This window comes from Pseudomonas sp. Leaf48 (assembly GCF_001421885.1).
In the GTDB taxonomy this organism is placed as follows: domain Bacteria; phylum Pseudomonadota; class Gammaproteobacteria; order Pseudomonadales; family Pseudomonadaceae; genus Aquipseudomonas.
In genome coordinates, this window is sequence record NZ_LMLH01000029.1 from 19,033 (window position 1) to 33,899 (window position 14,867).

14 protein-coding genes are annotated in these 14,867 nt (G+C 60.1%); 7 read left to right on the top strand and 7 right to left on the bottom strand.

The window, feature by feature from the left end; translation table 11 throughout:
• The first annotated feature begins 13 nt into the window (after positions 1 to 13).
• A complete protein-coding gene (locus ASE98_RS19435) occupies positions 14 to 763 on the top strand; it encodes a FadR/GntR family transcriptional regulator (protein WP_177336987.1) in 750 nt (249 codons plus the stop codon).
• Positions 764 to 788: 25 nt separating this feature from the next.
• Here the strand turns inward: ASE98_RS19435 and ASE98_RS19440 are convergent, their stop codons facing one another.
• Complete coding sequence (locus ASE98_RS19440) at positions 789 to 1,145, bottom strand: hypothetical protein (protein WP_060542956.1); 357 nt, start codon at positions 1,143 to 1,145, stop codon at positions 789 to 791.
• Between the two features lie 383 nt (positions 1,146 to 1,528).
• Here ASE98_RS19440 and kdgD point away from each other — a divergent pair, with 383 nt between their 5' ends.
• From kdgD to ASE98_RS19465, 5 genes are all read left to right on the top strand, one after another.
• The gene (gene kdgD / locus ASE98_RS19445) at positions 1,529 to 2,440 is read left to right on the top strand and encodes a 5-dehydro-4-deoxyglucarate dehydratase (RefSeq protein WP_060542957.1); all 912 of its coding nucleotides are present in this window, start codon (positions 1,529 to 1,531) and stop codon (positions 2,438 to 2,440) included.
• Between the two features lie 60 nt (positions 2,441 to 2,500).
• The gene (locus ASE98_RS19450; RefSeq protein ID WP_060542958.1) at positions 2,501 to 3,946 is read left to right on the top strand and encodes an aldehyde dehydrogenase family protein; all 1,446 of its coding nucleotides are present in this window, start codon (positions 2,501 to 2,503) and stop codon (positions 3,944 to 3,946) included.
• Positions 3,947 to 4,112: 166 nt separating this feature from the next.
• Positions 4,113 to 5,483 (top strand): MFS transporter, encoded by a 1,371-nt coding sequence (locus tag ASE98_RS19455; RefSeq protein ID WP_060542959.1) that lies wholly within the window; start codon positions 4,113 to 4,115, stop codon positions 5,481 to 5,483.
• A gap of 11 nt (positions 5,484 to 5,494) precedes the next feature.
• Positions 5,495 to 7,048: a galactarate dehydratase gene (gene garD / locus ASE98_RS19460; RefSeq protein WP_060542960.1), complete on the top strand. Its 1,554-nt coding sequence runs from the start codon at positions 5,495 to 5,497 to the stop codon at positions 7,046 to 7,048.
• 174 nt (positions 7,049 to 7,222) lie between these two features.
• Positions 7,223 to 8,164 carry an AEC family transporter gene (locus tag ASE98_RS19465; RefSeq protein ID WP_060542961.1) on the top strand — a complete coding sequence of 314 codons (942 nt, stop codon included), beginning with the start codon at positions 7,223 to 7,225 and terminating at the stop codon, positions 8,162 to 8,164.
• Between the two features lie 155 nt (positions 8,165 to 8,319).
• On the opposite strand, the gene ASE98_RS19470 is transcribed toward ASE98_RS19465, so the two are convergent.
• From ASE98_RS19470 to gatC, 6 genes are all read right to left on the bottom strand, one after another.
• Entirely contained in the window at positions 8,320 to 8,700 is a 381-nt protein-coding gene (locus tag ASE98_RS19470) for a carboxymuconolactone decarboxylase family protein (RefSeq protein ID WP_060542962.1), read from the bottom strand.
• The gene (locus tag ASE98_RS19475) at positions 8,697 to 9,758 is read right to left on the bottom strand and encodes a calcium/sodium antiporter (protein WP_060542963.1); all 1,062 of its coding nucleotides are present in this window, start codon (positions 9,756 to 9,758) and stop codon (positions 8,697 to 8,699) included. Before ASE98_RS19475 ends, ASE98_RS19470 begins: the two co-directional genes overlap by 4 nt.
• Before the next feature lie 50 nt (positions 9,759 to 9,808).
• Positions 9,809 to 10,180 carry a septal ring lytic transglycosylase RlpA family protein gene (locus ASE98_RS19480; protein ID WP_060542964.1) on the bottom strand — a complete coding sequence of 124 codons (372 nt, stop codon included), beginning with the start codon at positions 10,178 to 10,180 and terminating at the stop codon, positions 9,809 to 9,811.
• Positions 10,181 to 10,405: 225 nt separating this feature from the next.
• Positions 10,406 to 11,851: an Asp-tRNA(Asn)/Glu-tRNA(Gln) amidotransferase subunit GatB gene (gene gatB / locus ASE98_RS19485; RefSeq protein WP_060542965.1), complete on the bottom strand. Its 1,446-nt coding sequence runs from the start codon at positions 11,849 to 11,851 to the stop codon at positions 10,406 to 10,408.
• Positions 11,852 to 11,861: 10 nt separating this feature from the next.
• Positions 11,862 to 13,313, bottom strand: coding sequence for an Asp-tRNA(Asn)/Glu-tRNA(Gln) amidotransferase subunit GatA (gene gatA / locus ASE98_RS19490; protein ID WP_060542966.1), 1,452 nt, complete (start codon positions 13,311 to 13,313; stop codon positions 11,862 to 11,864).
• Positions 13,314 to 13,329: 16 nt separating this feature from the next.
• Positions 13,330 to 13,617 (bottom strand): Asp-tRNA(Asn)/Glu-tRNA(Gln) amidotransferase subunit GatC, encoded by a 288-nt coding sequence (gene gatC / locus ASE98_RS19495; protein WP_007976465.1) that lies wholly within the window; start codon positions 13,615 to 13,617, stop codon positions 13,330 to 13,332.
• Between the two features lie 211 nt (positions 13,618 to 13,828).
• On the opposite strand from gatC, the gene mreB reads away from it, so the two are divergent.
• Positions 13,829 to 14,866, top strand: a complete 1,038-nt coding sequence (gene mreB / locus ASE98_RS19500) for a rod shape-determining protein MreB (RefSeq protein ID WP_002555108.1) — start codon at positions 13,829 to 13,831, stop codon at positions 14,864 to 14,866.
• Position 14,867: the final 1 nt, after the last annotated feature.

Consider the following 14,867-nt stretch of genomic DNA (forward strand, 5'->3'; position numbering starts at 1 on the left):
ACAGATGTTCACCATGGAAAACCCGAACGCCGTACCACGCCTCCCTCGCAAGCGCCGCAGCCTCGCTCAGGAACTGGTGACGGTGCTGTCCGAGCAGATCCGCGACGGGCAGCTCAAACGTGGCGACAAATTGCCCACCGAATCGGCGATCATGGATGCCCATGGCGTCAGCCGGACGGTCGTGCGCGAAGCGATATCCCGTTTGCAGGCGGCCGGGCAGGTGGAAACCCGCCATGGCATCGGCACCTTTGTGCTCGACACCCCGAGCCCGAGCGGTTTCCGTATCGACCCGGCGACAGTGGTCACCTTGCGCGATGTGCTGGCGATTCTCGAGCTGCGTATCAGCCTCGAAGTGGAGTCTGCAGGTCTGGCAGCGCAACGCCGCGGCCCCGAGCAGCTGGCGTTGATGCGCGCGGCACTGGACGCGCTGAATGAAAGCGTTTCCCACGCCAGCGATGCCGTGGCTTCGGACTTCCAGTTCCACCTGCAAATTGCCCTGGCGACCGGCAACCGCTACTTCACCGACATCATGACCCACCTGGGCACCAGCATCATCCCGCGCACCCGCCTCAACTCTGCGCGACTGGCCCATGACGACCAGCAGCACTACATGAATCGCCTGAGTCGTGAGCACGAAGAGATCTACGACGCGATTGCCCGCCAAGACTCCGATGCTGCGCGTGCAGCCATGCGCCTGCACCTGACCAACAGCCGCGAGCGGCTGCGCCAAGCCCACGAAGAGGCTGAGGCGCAGCGCGGCTGATGCCAAAAAAGGGTCTGGCGGGGCGTCAGGGTTCGATCCGCACCTCGAGCTGAGCCGAGCTGATTGCCAAGTCCGACTCTCCGCTGGTTTGGTAGCTCAGGCTCACTGACCCGTTCAGGTACTTCTCCAGCTCTTTCTTGGGGATTGGTACGCTCAGGTTCCTCACTCTTTCAATGTCTTCAATTTCTTCGTTCCATTGTCCCACCTGAACCCTGGCGCCGCGCCAGTCCGGGGTTTCTTGACTTTTCCCCAGTATCGCAAAGACATCATTCATCGTTGGTATGTCAGCTTCATTCGGGATGCTGAGATCCACTGGATCCTTTAGTTTCGACAGCGATACAACATCGGTGAATCCTTTGATACTGGGGGCGGGAAGTGCCATGAGATGTCTCCTTAAGCGACGATTGAGCCGTAGTGTTTGCGGTTCACCAGAGCGTTATCGCGCCACATGGCCTTCGTCGAAACTGTAAGAAATAACAGTTTCGACGAGTGGTGCTGGGTGCCTCGTTCTCTCCTCAGGGCCTGGAGCTATCTGCTCTTAGGACAACGTATGTCCTGTGTAGGTTTGCGTCGAAGCAGCAGCCTCTCTCACGCCAATAGCATCCCCCTCGCAGCGGTCGGTCGACGGCCCCTTGTCCAAAATTTTCACCCCTGTCGATGAAATGCAGTTGACGGTTATTTTTTAAGTTGTACGATGACCTACAACTTCAGCGCAGGCTGAACGGTTTTCTCACACATAACGTCGCAACCCAGGGTGTTCGAATAATGAATCCACAAGAACTGAAGTCCATCCTCTCTTCCGGTCTGCTGTCTTTCCCGGTCACCGATTTCAATGCCCAGGGCGACTTCAATCGCGCGGGTTACATCAAGCGTCTCGAATGGCTGGCCCCATACGGCGCCTCGGCTCTGTTCGCCGCAGGCGGTACCGGCGAGTTCTTCTCTCTGGCGGCCAGCGAATATTCGGAAATCATCAAGACTGCGGTCGACACCTGCGCGACCAGCGTGCCGATTCTGGCCGGCGTTGGCGGTTCTACTCGCCAGGCCATCGAATATGCACAGGAAGCCGAGCGCCTGGGCGCCAAAGGCCTGTTGCTGCTGCCGCACTACCTGACCGAAGCCAGCCAGGACGGCGTTGCCGCCCACGTTGAAGCGGTGTGCAAGTCGGTCAGCATCGGCGTCGTGGTCTACAACCGTAACGTCTGCCGCCTGACCGCGCCGCTGCTGGAACGCCTGGCCGAGCGCTGCCCGAACCTGATCGGCTACAAGGATGGCCTGGGCGATATCGAATTGATGGTGTCGATCCGCCGCCGCCTCGGTGATCGCTTCAGCTACCTGGGTGGCCTGCCGACCGCCGAAGTCTACGCCGCTGCCTACAAGGCTTTGGGCGTACCGGTCTACTCCTCGGCGGTGTTCAACTTCATCCCGAAAACCGCGATGGATTTCTACCACGCCATCGCTCGCGAAGATCACGCCACCGTCGGCAAGATCATCGACGACTTCTTCCTGCCGTACCTGGACATCCGTAACCGCAAGGCCGGCTACGCCGTGAGCATCGTCAAGGCCGGGGCAAAAATTGCCGGCTATGACGCCGGTCCCGTGCGTGCGCCACTGACCGATCTGACCGGCGAAGAGTACGAAATGCTCGCCGCGCTGATCGACAAGCAGGGTGCGCAGTAACACACCGATTAATTAAGGCCGCTGAGTGATCAGCGGCCTTTTGCGTGAGGAGAAATTTCCGTGGCAGATGCAAAGCGTTTCGATAACTACATCAACGGCGAATGGGTTGCCGGTGGCGACTATTCGGCCAACATCAACCCGTCCGAACTGACTGACACCATTGGCGATTACGCCAAGGCTGACCTGGCTCAGGTCCACGCAGCCATCGACGCTGCCCGCGCCGCGTTCCCGGCATGGTCGACTTCCGGCATTCAGGCGCGTCATGATTCGCTGGATAAAGTCGGTACTGAAATCCTCGCCCGTCGCGAAGAACTCGGCACCCTGCTGGCCCGGGAAGAGGGCAAGACCCTGCCCGAAGCTATCGGCGAAGTAACCCGCGCCGGCAACATCTTCAAATTCTTCGCCGGTGAATGCCTGCGCCTGTCCGGCGATTACCTGCCGTCGGTGCGCCCGGGCGTCAACGTTGAAGTCACCCGCGAAGCCCTGGGCGTGGTCGGTCTGATCACCCCGTGGAACTTCCCGATTGCGATCCCGGCGTGGAAAATCGCCCCGGCCCTGGCCTACGGCAACTGCGTCGTGCTGAAACCCGCGGACCTGGTTCCAGGTTGTGCCTGGGCCCTGGCTGAAATCATCTCCCGCGCAGGCTTTCCGGCCGGTGTGTTCAACCTGGTGATGGGCAGCGGTCGCGTGGTGGGCGATGCCCTGGTCCAAAGCCCGAAAGTCGACGGCATCAGCTTCACCGGTTCCGTTGGCGTCGGTCGTCAGATCGCCATCAACTGCGTATCGCGCCAGGCCAAGGTCCAGCTGGAAATGGGCGGCAAGAACCCGCAGATCATTCTCGACGATGCCGACCTCAAGCAAGCGGTCGAGTTGTCGGTGCAGAGCGCGTTCTACTCCACCGGCCAGCGTTGCACCGCCTCGAGCCGCTTCATCGTCACCGCCGGGATTCACGACCAGTTCGTCGAAGCCATGGCCGAGCGCATGAAGTCGATCAAGGTTGGCCACGCGCTGAAAACCGGCACCGACATCGGCCCAGTGGTGTCCCAGGCCCAGCTTGAACAGGACATGAAGTACATCGACATCGGCCAGTCCGAAGGTGCTCGCCTGGTCAGTGGCGGTAGCCTGGTGACCTGCGATACCGAAGGCTACTTCCTCGCGCCGACCCTGTTTGCCGACAGTGAAGCTGCGATGCGTATCAGCCGCGAAGAAATCTTCGGCCCGGTGGCCAATGTGGTTCGCGTGGCTGACTACGAAGCCGCGCTGGCTATGGCCAACGACACCGAATTCGGTCTGTCGGCGGGCATTGCCACCACGTCGCTGAAATACGCCAACCACTTCAAGCGCCACTCCCAGGCCGGGATGGTGATGGTCAACCTGCCGACCGCCGGTGTGGATTACCACGTTCCGTTCGGTGGGCGTAAAGGTTCATCCTATGGATCACGTGAGCAAGGTCGCTATGCGCAAGAGTTCTACACGGTCGTGAAAACCAGCTACATCGGCTCGTAAACGCAAAACCCTGTAGGAGCGAGCGTGCTCGCGATGGTCTTGAGGTCGCGGCGGTAAACCTGATGCCCCGCGTCATCGTTGACCACCATCGCCAGCAGGCTCGCTCCTACAGGGAGCAGTAACAGATTCACCCGCGCATAAAAATAATTTGTGGGAGTACATCTACATGCAATCGACCCAAAAGCCGACTCACGTCCGCTATTTGATCCTGCTCATGCTTTTCCTGGTGACCACGATCAACTACGCCGACCGGGCGACCATCGCTATTGCGGGCTCCAGCCTGCAAAAAGACCTCGGCATCGACGCCGTTACCCTTGGCTACATCTTCTCCGCATTCGGCTGGGCCTACGTGGCCGGGCAGATTCCTGGTGGCTGGCTGCTGGACCGTTTCGGTTCGAAAAAAATCTACGCACTGAGCATTTTTACCTGGTCACTCTTCACCGTGTTGCAGGGCTATGTCGGTGAGTTCGGCATGTCCACAGCGGTGGTCGCACTGTTCATGCTGCGCTTCCTCGTGGGTCTGGCCGAAGCGCCATCCTTCCCCGGTAACGCACGCATTGTCGCGGCCTGGTTCCCGACCGCTGAACGCGGCACCGCCTCGGCGATTTTCAATTCGGCGCAATACTTCGCCACTGTATTGTTCGCACCGTTGATGGGCTGGATCGTCTACAGCTTCGGCTGGCAGCACGTGTTCATCGTCATGGGCGTGATCGGCATCATCTTCTCGGGTATCTGGCTGAAGGTGATCTACAGCCCGCGTCAGCACCCGATGATCAACGATGCCGAGTTCAAGCACATTGCCGACAACGGCGGCATGGTCGACATGGACCAGGACAAGGGCAAAGGCAAAAAGGGCGACGGTCCGAAGTGGGACTACATCCGCCAGTTGCTGACCAACCGCATGATGCTCGGCGTGTATCTGGGCCAGTACTGCATCAACGGTATCACTTACTTCTTCCTGACCTGGTTCCCGGTGTACCTGGTACAGGAACGCGGCATGACCATCCTCAAGGCCGGTTTCATCGCCTCTTTACCAGCGATCTGCGGTTTCATCGGCGGTGTGCTCGGCGGGGTGATTTCCGACTATCTGCTGCGCAAAGGCCATTCCCTGACTTTCGCCCGCAAGGCGCCGATCATCGCTGGTTTGCTGGTATCGAGCAGCATCGTGGCCTGCAACTACGTGGACGTTGAATGGATGGTCGTCGGCTTCATGGCCCTGGCGTTCTTCGGCAAAGGCGTGGGCGCATTGGGTTGGGCGGTGGTGTCCGACACTTCGCCAAAACAGATCGCCGGTCTCAGTGGTGGCCTGTTCAACACCTTTGGCAACATCGCTTCGATCACCACCCCGATCGTCATCGGCTACATCATCAGCTCCACGGGTTCGTTCAAATGGGCGCTGGTATTTGTCGGTTGCAACGCGCTGGTGGCAGTGTTCAGCTATCTGGTCATCGTAGGTCCGATCAAACGTGTGGTGCTTAAAGAGCCACCGGTGCGCGGTCCTGAAATCAACAACAAATTGTCTCAAGCGCATTCCTGAGGAGCGGCGTCATGCAGTTGATTGAACATTCCGACTCGCCGCGCTACATCCGCCTGCACGAACGGGACAACGTGGTGATCGTGGTCAACGACCAGGGCGTACCGGCCGGTACCGAGTTTTCCGATGGCCTGGTCACCGTTGACTTCGTGCCACAGAGCCATAAAGTCACCCTGCAAGACATTCCCGAAGGTGGCCAGGTGATTCGTTACGGTCAGGTCATTGGCTACGCTCTGCAGCCGATTCCCCGTGGCAGTTGGGTCAAGGAAGATCAACTGCGCATGCCGACCGCACCACCACTGGACAGCCTGCCGCTGTCCACCGAAGTGCCGGCCACGCAGGCAGCGCTTGAGGGCTTTACCTTCGAGGGGTATCGCAATGCCGATGGCACTGTCGGTACACGGAACATCCTCGGCATTACCACCACTGTGCAATGCGTGACCGGCGTACTGGATCATGCGGTCAAGCGCATCAAGGACGAGTTACTGCCCAGGTATCCGCACGTCGATGACGTGGTGGCGCTGACCCACAGCTACGGCTGTGGTGTGGCAATCACCGCCACCGATGCGTACATCCCGATCCGTACCGTGCGCAACCTGGCACGCAACCCGAACCTGGGCGGTGAAGCCCTGGTGATCAGCCTGGGCTGCGAAAAATTGCAGGCCGGGCAGGTGATGCACGAGAACGACAGTTCGGTGGATCTCAGCGAGCCATGGCTGTACCGCTTGCAGGATTCCAGCCACGGTTTCAGCGAAATGATCGAGCAGATCATGGAACTGGCCGAGACCCGTTTGAAGAAGCTCGATCAGCGTCGCCGGGAAACCGTGCCGGCGTCCGAGCTGATTCTCGGTATGCAGTGCGGCGGCAGCGATGCGTTCTCCGGAATTACCGCCAACCCGGCGCTCGGTTATGCCTCGGACCTGCTGCTGCGGGCTGGCGCGACAGTGATGTTTTCCGAAGTCACCGAAGTGCGCGATGCGATTTACCTGCTGACCTCCCGCGCTCAAACCGAGGAGGTTGCCCGGGAACTGGTGCGGGAAATGGACTGGTACGACCGTTACCTGGCCAAGGGTGAGGCCGATCGCAGCGCCAACACCACGCCAGGCAACAAGAAGGGCGGGTTGTCGAACATTGTCGAGAAGTCCCTGGGCTCGATCGTAAAGTCCGGCAGCAGCGCGATCAACGGCGTGCTCGGCCCTGGCGAGCGGTTCAAGGAAAAAGGCCTGATCTTTTGTGCGACCCCGGCCAGCGACTTTGTCTGCGGTACGTTGCAACTGGCGGCGGGGATGAACCTGCATGTGTTCACCACGGGGCGCGGTACGCCTTATGGACTGGCCATGGCGCCGGTGGTGAAAGTGTCGACCCGGACCGAACTGGCGCAGCGCTGGCCTGATCTGATTGATATCGACGCCGGGCGCATTGCCACCGGGCGCGCATCCATCGAAGAGCTTGGCTGGGAGCTGTTTCACTACTACCTGGATGTGGCCAGCGGCAAGCAGCAGACCTGGGCTGAAAAGCACAAGCTGCATAACGACATCACGTTGTTCAATCCGGCGCCGATTACCTGATACCGCGTCGTCTGCTTCGCGAGCAAGCCCGCTCCCACATTCGACCGCATGTAGCCTGCGCGAATGCGATCAAATGTGGGAGCGGGCTTGCTCGCGAAGGCGATCTCCCAGACGCCGAAGTCCTTGGTGGCTTATCATTAGCCAACTAACGACACCTTCAAGGTTCCCTCCGGCATGCTGGCAATTTTCCTCGAAACCCTGAACATCACCGCCCCGGTGTTCGCCATGCTGTTTCTCGGTGTGTTGCTCAAACGCATCGACTGGATCAACGACAACTTCATCCACACCGCGTCGTCCCTGGTGTTCAACGTCACCATGCCGGCGCTGCTGTTTCTGGGCATCCTGCATGCCGACCTGCACGCCGCGCTGCAACCGGCTCTGCTGATCTACTTCTCTCTGGCGACCCTGGTGTGCTTTGCCATCGCCTGGGGCTGGGCGATTTTCAAGTGCCCGCGGGAGGATCGGGGGATTTATACCCAGGGGGCCTTTCGCGGCAACAACGGTGTGATCGGCCTGGCGCTGGCAGCGAGCATGTACGGCGACTACGGTATTTCCCTCGGGGCGATTCTCGCGGCGCTGGTGATTCTGTTCTACAACACGCTTTCGACCATCGTCCTGGCGGTATACAGCCCGGTGATCAAGTCCGATCCCTGGAGCATCTGCAAAAGTGTTTTCAGCAATCCGCTGATCATCAGCGTGATTGCCGCTGCCCCGTTCGCCTATTTCCAGATCGGCTTGCCTGGGTGGCTGGAAACGTCCGGCCAATACCTGGCGCAAACCACTTTGCCGCTGGCGCTGATCTGCATCGGCGGCACGCTGTCACTGGCGGCGCTGCGCAAAAGCGGCAAGATGGCGCTCAGTTCCAGCCTGGTGAAAATGCTCGGATTGCCGATACTGGCGACGCTGGGCGCATGGTTATGGGGCTTTCGCGGGGCGGAACTGGGGATTCTGTTCCTGTACTTCGGCAGCCCGACCGCCGCAGCCAGTTTTGTCATGGCGCGGGCGGCGGATGGCAATCATGAGCTGGCGGCGGCGATTATCGTCATCACCACGTTGATGGCGGCGGTGACGACCAATATCGGGATCTTTTTGTTGCAGTGGGGTGGGTGGATCTGACTGGCAGTGTTGTGGTGTGCTCTCGGGCCTCTTCGCGGGCAAGCCCGCTCCCACAGGGTTCTTTTGTGTGAATTAAATTTCAGAACCACATAGGAACCTGTGGGAGCGGGCTTGCCCGCGAAGGCGTCAGATCAGGCAACCGGAATCCCAATGACTCACGTGGGTTGTTGGTAACTATCAATCACTTCCTGCGCCGCCCGAAACGCATCGATCGCCGCCGGCACGCCTGCATACACTGCGCAATGCAGCAGCGCCTCGCGAATCTCGTCCACGGTGCAACCGTTGTTCAGCGCACCGCGCACGTGACCTTTCAACTCTTGCGGGCATTTGAGTGCGGTCAAGGCGGCGAGGGTGATCAGGCTGCGGGTCTTCAGCGGCAGGCCTTCGCGATTCCACACGCCACCCCAGGCGTGTTCATTGACGAAATCCTGCAGCGGCTGGGTGAACTCGGTGGCATTGCCCAGTGCCCGGTCGACGAAGGCGTCGCCCATCACTTGGCGGCGGACTTCAACGCCGGGTTTTTTATGCTCGGTCATGGCGATTCCTTTTTATGGTGTTGGCGACGCCAGGCGCGCAGTGACGTGAATAGCAAAAACGCCACCAGCGCCGGCAAAACGAAAAACAGCATCAGGTGCTCAAGCTTGCCGGCCAGGGGCATGCCGGTGGTGAACGACACCACGTGCAGCCCATAGGCCATATACAGGCCCAGAAACAGCAGGCCTTCGGCGCGGGTCACCCGATAGCCGGAATAAAATAACGGCAGGCACAGCACTGCCACGCCGAGCATCACTGGCAGGTCGAAATCCAGGGCATTGGGCGACACCGACAATGGCGACGGCGCCACGAGCGCCGTGAAACCGAGTACTCCCAGAAGATTGAACAGGTTACTGCCAATCACGTTGCCCACGGCGATATCGCGCTGACCACGTAGTGCGGCGATCAATGAAGTGGCCAGCTCGGGCAACGAAGTACTGATTGCGACGATGGTCAGGCCAATGATGCGCTCCGACAACCCCAGATCGGTGGCGACCACCACTGCGGCCCCAAGCAGCAGGTGCCCGGCGTACACCAGCATCGCCAGTCCGGCAACGATCATCAGCAAGCTGCTGAACCAGGGTGCTTGCGTGTTGCGTCCCTGGCTCGATACCGGACGCGCCGAGTGCCGGGACTGGCGCAGCAACAGACCCAGATACAGCGCCAGTGCTATCAGCAGCACCACGCCGTCGGTCCGGGTCAGTTGTTCATTCCAGGCCAGTATGGACACCAGCAGGCTGGCGCCGATCATCAGTGGGATATCCAGGCGCACCAATTGCCGGGACACGCGCAAGGGAATGATCAGCGCAGACAACCCGAGCGTGACGAGGATGTTGAAAATGCTGCTGCCAATCACGCTGCCGACGGCGATGTCGGTGTTGTTGGCCAGGGTGGCTTGCAGGCTGACGGCCATCTGCGGGGCGCTGCTGCCGAGGGCGACGATGGTCAGGCCGATGATCAGCGGGCGCACATGCAAGCGTGCGGCCAGGCGTACGGCGGCGCGCACCATCAGTTCGGCGCCGGCTATCAGCAGGCATAGCCCGCTGAGCAATTCGATCACGCTGATCAGGGGTAGGTCGTCTAATCCGAAAATGGTTGTGGCTCCGTCTATCAGTCGAGGGCTTGCACACGAACCCGCGCGGTACCGCTCTTGACCATGCCCAGGCGTTCGGCGGCTTCGTGGGAAAGGTCGATCAGACGTCCACGGGTGTGCGGCCCACGATCATTGATGCGCACCACACAGGACTTGTCGTTTTTCAGATTAGTGACCTTCACCCGTGTACCGAAGGGTAGCTGGCGGTGGGCGGCGGTCATGGAATTCTTGTCAAAACGCTCGCCACTGGCGGTGCGCTTGCCTTGGTGTTTGGCGCCGTAGTACGAGGCTACGCCAGTTTTGTCGTAGCCATGCGGATCGACGGTGTCGGTGCTGGCGCAACCGGCCAGCAGCGAGAGGAGGGCGCAGGCGCCAAGCAGACGTTTCATTCAAGGTTTTCCCGAAGCTATTGTGGGACAGAGCCAATGTGGCGAGGGGGCTTGCCCCCGTTGGGTTGCGCAGCAGCCCCAATACCTGCATTCGGAGTCTATCTGACACACCGAGTTTTCAAGTATCGGGATTGCTGTGCAACCCAACGGGGGCAAGCCCCCTCGCCACAAAAGCCTGCTCCCACAGGGGGTTGGAGCCAGATTTTAGAGCTGGCTCCATTTGCATCAGCCTTCGAGCTTGCTTTTGAGCAGTTCGTTGACCTGTTGCGGGTTGGCCTTGCCTTTGGAGGCTTTCATGGCCTGGCCGACAAAGAAGCCGAACATTTTGCCGCGCTTGGCTTCATCTGCCGCGCGGTATTGTTCGACCTGCTCGGCGTTGGCCGCGAGCATTTCGTCCAGCACCGCCGAAATGGCGCCGGTGTCGGTAACCTGCTTGAGGCCGCGCTTGTCGATAATCTCGTCTGCGCTGCCTTCGCCGTTGGCCATCGCTTCAAACACGACCTTGGCGATCTTGCCGGAGATGGTGTTGTCCTTGATGCGCAACAGCATGCCGCCCAATTGCTCGGCCGAAACTGGCGACTCTTCAATGTCCAGGCCTTGCTTGTTGAGCAGGCTGCCCAACTCGACCATCACCCAGTTCGCCGCCAGCTTGGCGTCGCCGCCGATGCTCGCGACTTTCTCGAAGTAGTCGGCCTGTTCACGGCTGGTCGCCAGAACGCTGGCGTCGTAGACCGACAGGCCGAACTGCTCCTGGAAGCGCTCGCGCTTTTGCGGTGGCAATTCCGGCAGGGTGGCGCGCACGTCGTCGAGGAACGAGCTTTCGATCACGACTGGCAGCAGGTCCGGGTCAGGGAAGTAACGGTAGTCGTTGGCTTCCTCTTTGCTGCGCATCGGACGGGTTTCGTCCTTGTTAGGATCGTACAGACGGGTCTGCTGGATCACTTTGCCGCCGTCTTCGATCAGCTCGATCTGACGCTGAATCTCGGAGTTGATCGCCTTCTCGATGAAACGGAACGAGTTGACGTTCTTGATCTCGCAGCGGGTGCCAAACTCGACCTGGCCTTTTGGACGGATCGACACGTTGCAGTCGCAACGCAGCGAGCCTTCGGCCATGTTGCCATCGCAAATCCCCAGGTAACGCACCAGCGCGTGGATCGCCTTGACGTAAGCCACGGCTTCCTTGGCGCTGCGCATGTCCGGCTCGGAAACGATTTCCAGCAGCGGCGTGCCGGCACGGTTCAGATCGATGCCACTGGCACCGTTGAATTCTTCGTGCAGGCTCTTGCCGGCGTCTTCTTCCAGGTGCGCGCGGGTGATGCCGACACGTTTGACCGTGCCGTCTTCCAGGGCGATGTCCAGGTGGCCCTTGCCGACGATCGGCAATTCCATCTGGCTGATCTGGTAGCCCTTGGGCAGGTCCGGGTAGAAATAGTTTTTACGGGCGAACACGTTGTGCTGGCCGATCTCGGCGTCAATCGCCAGACCGAACATCACCGCCATGCGCACAGCTTCCTGGTTCAGCACCGGCAACACGCCGGGCATGCCCAGGTCGATCAGGCTGGCCTGGGTGTTCGGCTCGGAACCGAAGGTGGTGGAACTACCGGAAAAGATTTTCGACCGGGTGGTGAGCTGGGTATGAATCTCCAGCCCGATCACGACTTCCCATTGCATGTGTGTCTCCTCAGAAGCCGGTTGGGGTGCGGGTGTGCCAGTCAGTGTTCAGCTGATACTGGTGCGCAACGTTGAGCAAGCGGCCTTCCTGGAAATACGGAGCGAGCAACTGCACGCCGACCGGCAGACCGTCGACAAAACCTGCTGGCATCGACAGGCCCGGCAGGCCCGCGAGGTTGGCGGTGATGGTGTAGACGTCTTCCAGGTACGCAGCGACCGGGTCGCTGTTCTTGGCGCCGAGCTTCCAGGCCGGGTTCGGCGTGGTTGGGCCGAGGATGATGTCGACCTCATTGAAGGCAGCCATGAAGTCGTTCTTGATCAAGCGACGGATCTTCTGCGCCTTCAGGTAGTAGGCGTCGTAGTAACCGGCGGACAGTGCGTAGGCACCGACCATGATCCGACGCTGTACTTCCGGGCCGAAGCCTTCGCCACGGGAGCGTTTGTACAGGTCGATCAGGTTGACCGGGTTCTCGCAGCGGTAGCCGAAGCGCACCCCATCGAAACGCGACAGGTTGGAAGAAGCTTCCGCCGGGGCGATCACGTAGTACGCAGGAATCGCGTGCTGCATGTTCGGCAGGCTGATTTCCTTGATCACGGCGCCGAGCTTTTCCAGCTCCTTGACGCTGTTGTGGATCAGCTCGGCGATGCGCGGGTCGAGACCGGCGCTGAAATACTCTTTCGGCACGCCGATGCGCAGGCCTTGCAGCGAGCCGTTGAGGCTGGCGCTGTAGTCTGGCACCGGCTCATCGATGCTGGTGGAGTCGTTTGCATCGAAGCCTGCCATGCCTTGTAACAAAATCGCGCAGTCTTCGGCGGTGCGTGCCATCGGTCCGCCCTGATCCAGGCTTGAGGCGTAAGCGATCATGCCCCAGCGCGAAACACGACCGTACGTCGGTTTCAGGCCAGTCAGGTTGGTCAACGCAGCGGGCTGACGAATGGAGCCACCGGTGTCGGTGCCGGTAGCGGCAGGCAACAGACGAGCGGCAACCGCGGCGGCCGAACCGCCGGACGAACCGCCCGGAACGTGTTCCAGGTTCCACGGGTTTTTCACTGCGCCGTAGTAGCTCGACTCGTTGGCCGAACCCATGGCGAATTCGTCCATGTTGGTCTTGCCCAGGGTCACGGCCCCGGCAGCGGCCAGCTTGGCGACGACGGTGGCGTCGTACGGAGCCTTGAAGTTGTCGAGCATCTTCGAGCCGCAGCTGGTGCGAATGCCCTGGGTGCAGAACAGGTCTTTGTGGGCGATCGGCGCGCCGAGCAGGGCACCGCTCTCACCATTGGCCCGGCGGGCGTCAGCGGCTTTCGCCTGCGACAGCGCCAGGTCTTCGGTGAGGCTGATGAAACTGTTGAGCTGTGGATCGAGCTGGGCGATACGCGCCAGCAGGACCTTGGTCAGCTCTTCGGAAGAAAACTTTTTATCGGCGAGTCCGCGGGCGATCTCGGCCAGAGTCAATTGATGCATTGCAGGCTCTTTCCCTTTAGTCGATGACTTTCGGAACCAGGTACAGGCCGTTTTCGACCGCTGGTGCGATGGACTGGTAGGCCTCGCGGTTATTGGTCTCGGTCACGACGTCTGCGCGCAGGCGCTGGCTGGCTTCCAGTGGGTGGGCCAGCGGCTCGATACCGTCGGTATTGACCGCCTGCATTTCGTCGACCAGCCCGAGAATGCTGTTTAGGGCCGAAGTGATGTGTGGAAGATCGGCATCATTGAGGCCCAGACAGGCCAGATGAGCGATTTTTTCCACGTCGGAGCGTTCAAGCGCCATTGGGATTCTCCAGTGGAAAACAGAACGGACGGCGTCCGTGTGTTAGATTGTCGGAACACTACCGCACTTCTACGGTCATAAGGCCGCGATTGTGGGGCTTGGTGCACAGAAAAGCGGCCAATTTAACATATTGGCGCCTTGCCCAAAATCCCTGTCGTTGTTAGAGTTTGCCGCACTTTTTTACCCACGCGTTGCCTAGGGTCCCTTTCCCATGTTCAAGAAACTGCGTGGCATGTTTTCCAGCGATCTTTCCATTGACCTGGGCACTGCCAACACCCTTATTTACGTGCGCGAGCGCGGTATCGTCCTGAATGAGCCATCGGTTGTGGCTATTCGGACACACGGTAACCAGAAAAGTGTCGTAGCTGTCGGCACCGAAGCGAAGCGCATGTTGGGCCGAACGCCGGGCAACATTGCTGCCATTCGTCCGATGAAGGACGGCGTGATCGCCGACTTCAGTGTCTGCGAAAAGATGCTGCAGTACTTCATCAACAAGGTTCACGAAAACAGCTTCCTGCAGCCCAGCCCTCGTGTGCTGATCTGCGTTCCATGCAAATCCACCCAGGTTGAGCGTCGTGCCATCCGTGAATCGGCCCTCGGTGCCGGTGCCCGTGAAGTGTTCCTGATCGAAGAGCCAATGGCCGCTGCGATCGGTGCCGGCCTGCCGGTTGAGGAAGCTCGCGGTTCGATGGTCGTGGATATCGGTGGTGGTACCACTGAAATCGCGCTGATCTCCCTGAACGGTGTGGTTTACGCCGAATCCGTACGGGTTGGCGGCGACCGCTTCGACGAAGCGATCATCACCTATGTGCGTCGCAACTACGGCAGCCTGATCGGCGAATCCACCGCCGAGCGCATCAAGCAGGAAATCGGTACTGCCTACCCGGGCGGCGAAGTTCGTGAAGTCGACGTTCGTGGCCGTAACCTGGCTGAAGGCGTTCCACGCGCATTCACCCTGAACTCCAACGAAGTGCTGGAAGCTCTGCAAGAGTCCCTGGCCACTATCGTTCAAGCCGTGAAAAGCGCCCTGGAGCAATCGCCGCCGGAACTGGCTTCCGACATCGCCGAGCGTGGCCTGGTGCTGACCGGTGGTGGCGCCTTGCTGCGTGACCTCGACAAGTTGCTGGCCCAGGAAACCGGTCTGCCGGTGATCGTCGCCGAAGACCCACTGACCTGCGTTGCTCGCGGTGGTGGCCGTGCATTGGAAATGATGGATAAACACACCATGGATCTGCTCTCCAGCGAATAAG

What these genes read in the sequence shown, in the direction of transcription:
- gatA (WP_060542966.1), bottom strand. Translation starts at nt 13,313, where the DNA reads ATGCATCAATTGACTCTGGCCGAGATCGCCCGCGGACTCGCCGATAAA.
- garD (WP_060542960.1), top strand. Translation starts at nt 5,495, where the DNA reads ATGCAGTTGATTGAACATTCCGACTCGCCGCGCTACATCCGCCTGCAC.
- gatB (WP_060542965.1), bottom strand. Translation starts at nt 11,851, where the DNA reads ATGCAATGGGAAGTCGTGATCGGGCTGGAGATTCATACCCAGCTCACC.
- gatC (WP_007976465.1), bottom strand. Translation starts at nt 13,617, where the DNA reads ATGGCGCTTGAACGCTCCGACGTGGAAAAAATCGCTCATCTGGCCTGT.
- kdgD (WP_060542957.1), top strand. Translation starts at nt 1,529, where the DNA reads ATGAATCCACAAGAACTGAAGTCCATCCTCTCTTCCGGTCTGCTGTCT.
- ASE98_RS19440 (WP_060542956.1), bottom strand. Translation starts at nt 1,145, where the DNA reads ATGGCACTTCCCGCCCCCAGTATCAAAGGATTCACCGATGTTGTATCG.
- ASE98_RS19455 (WP_060542959.1), top strand. Translation starts at nt 4,113, where the DNA reads ATGCAATCGACCCAAAAGCCGACTCACGTCCGCTATTTGATCCTGCTC.
- ASE98_RS19470 (WP_060542962.1), bottom strand. Translation starts at nt 8,700, where the DNA reads ATGACCGAGCATAAAAAACCCGGCGTTGAAGTCCGCCGCCAAGTGATG.
- ASE98_RS19465 (WP_060542961.1), top strand. Translation starts at nt 7,223, where the DNA reads ATGCTGGCAATTTTCCTCGAAACCCTGAACATCACCGCCCCGGTGTTC.
- ASE98_RS19435 (WP_177336987.1), top strand. Translation starts at nt 14, where the DNA reads ATGGAAAACCCGAACGCCGTACCACGCCTCCCTCGCAAGCGCCGCAGC.
- mreB (WP_002555108.1), top strand. Translation starts at nt 13,829, where the DNA reads ATGTTCAAGAAACTGCGTGGCATGTTTTCCAGCGATCTTTCCATTGAC.
- ASE98_RS19480 (WP_060542964.1), bottom strand. Translation starts at nt 10,180, where the DNA reads ATGAAACGTCTGCTTGGCGCCTGCGCCCTCCTCTCGCTGCTGGCCGGT.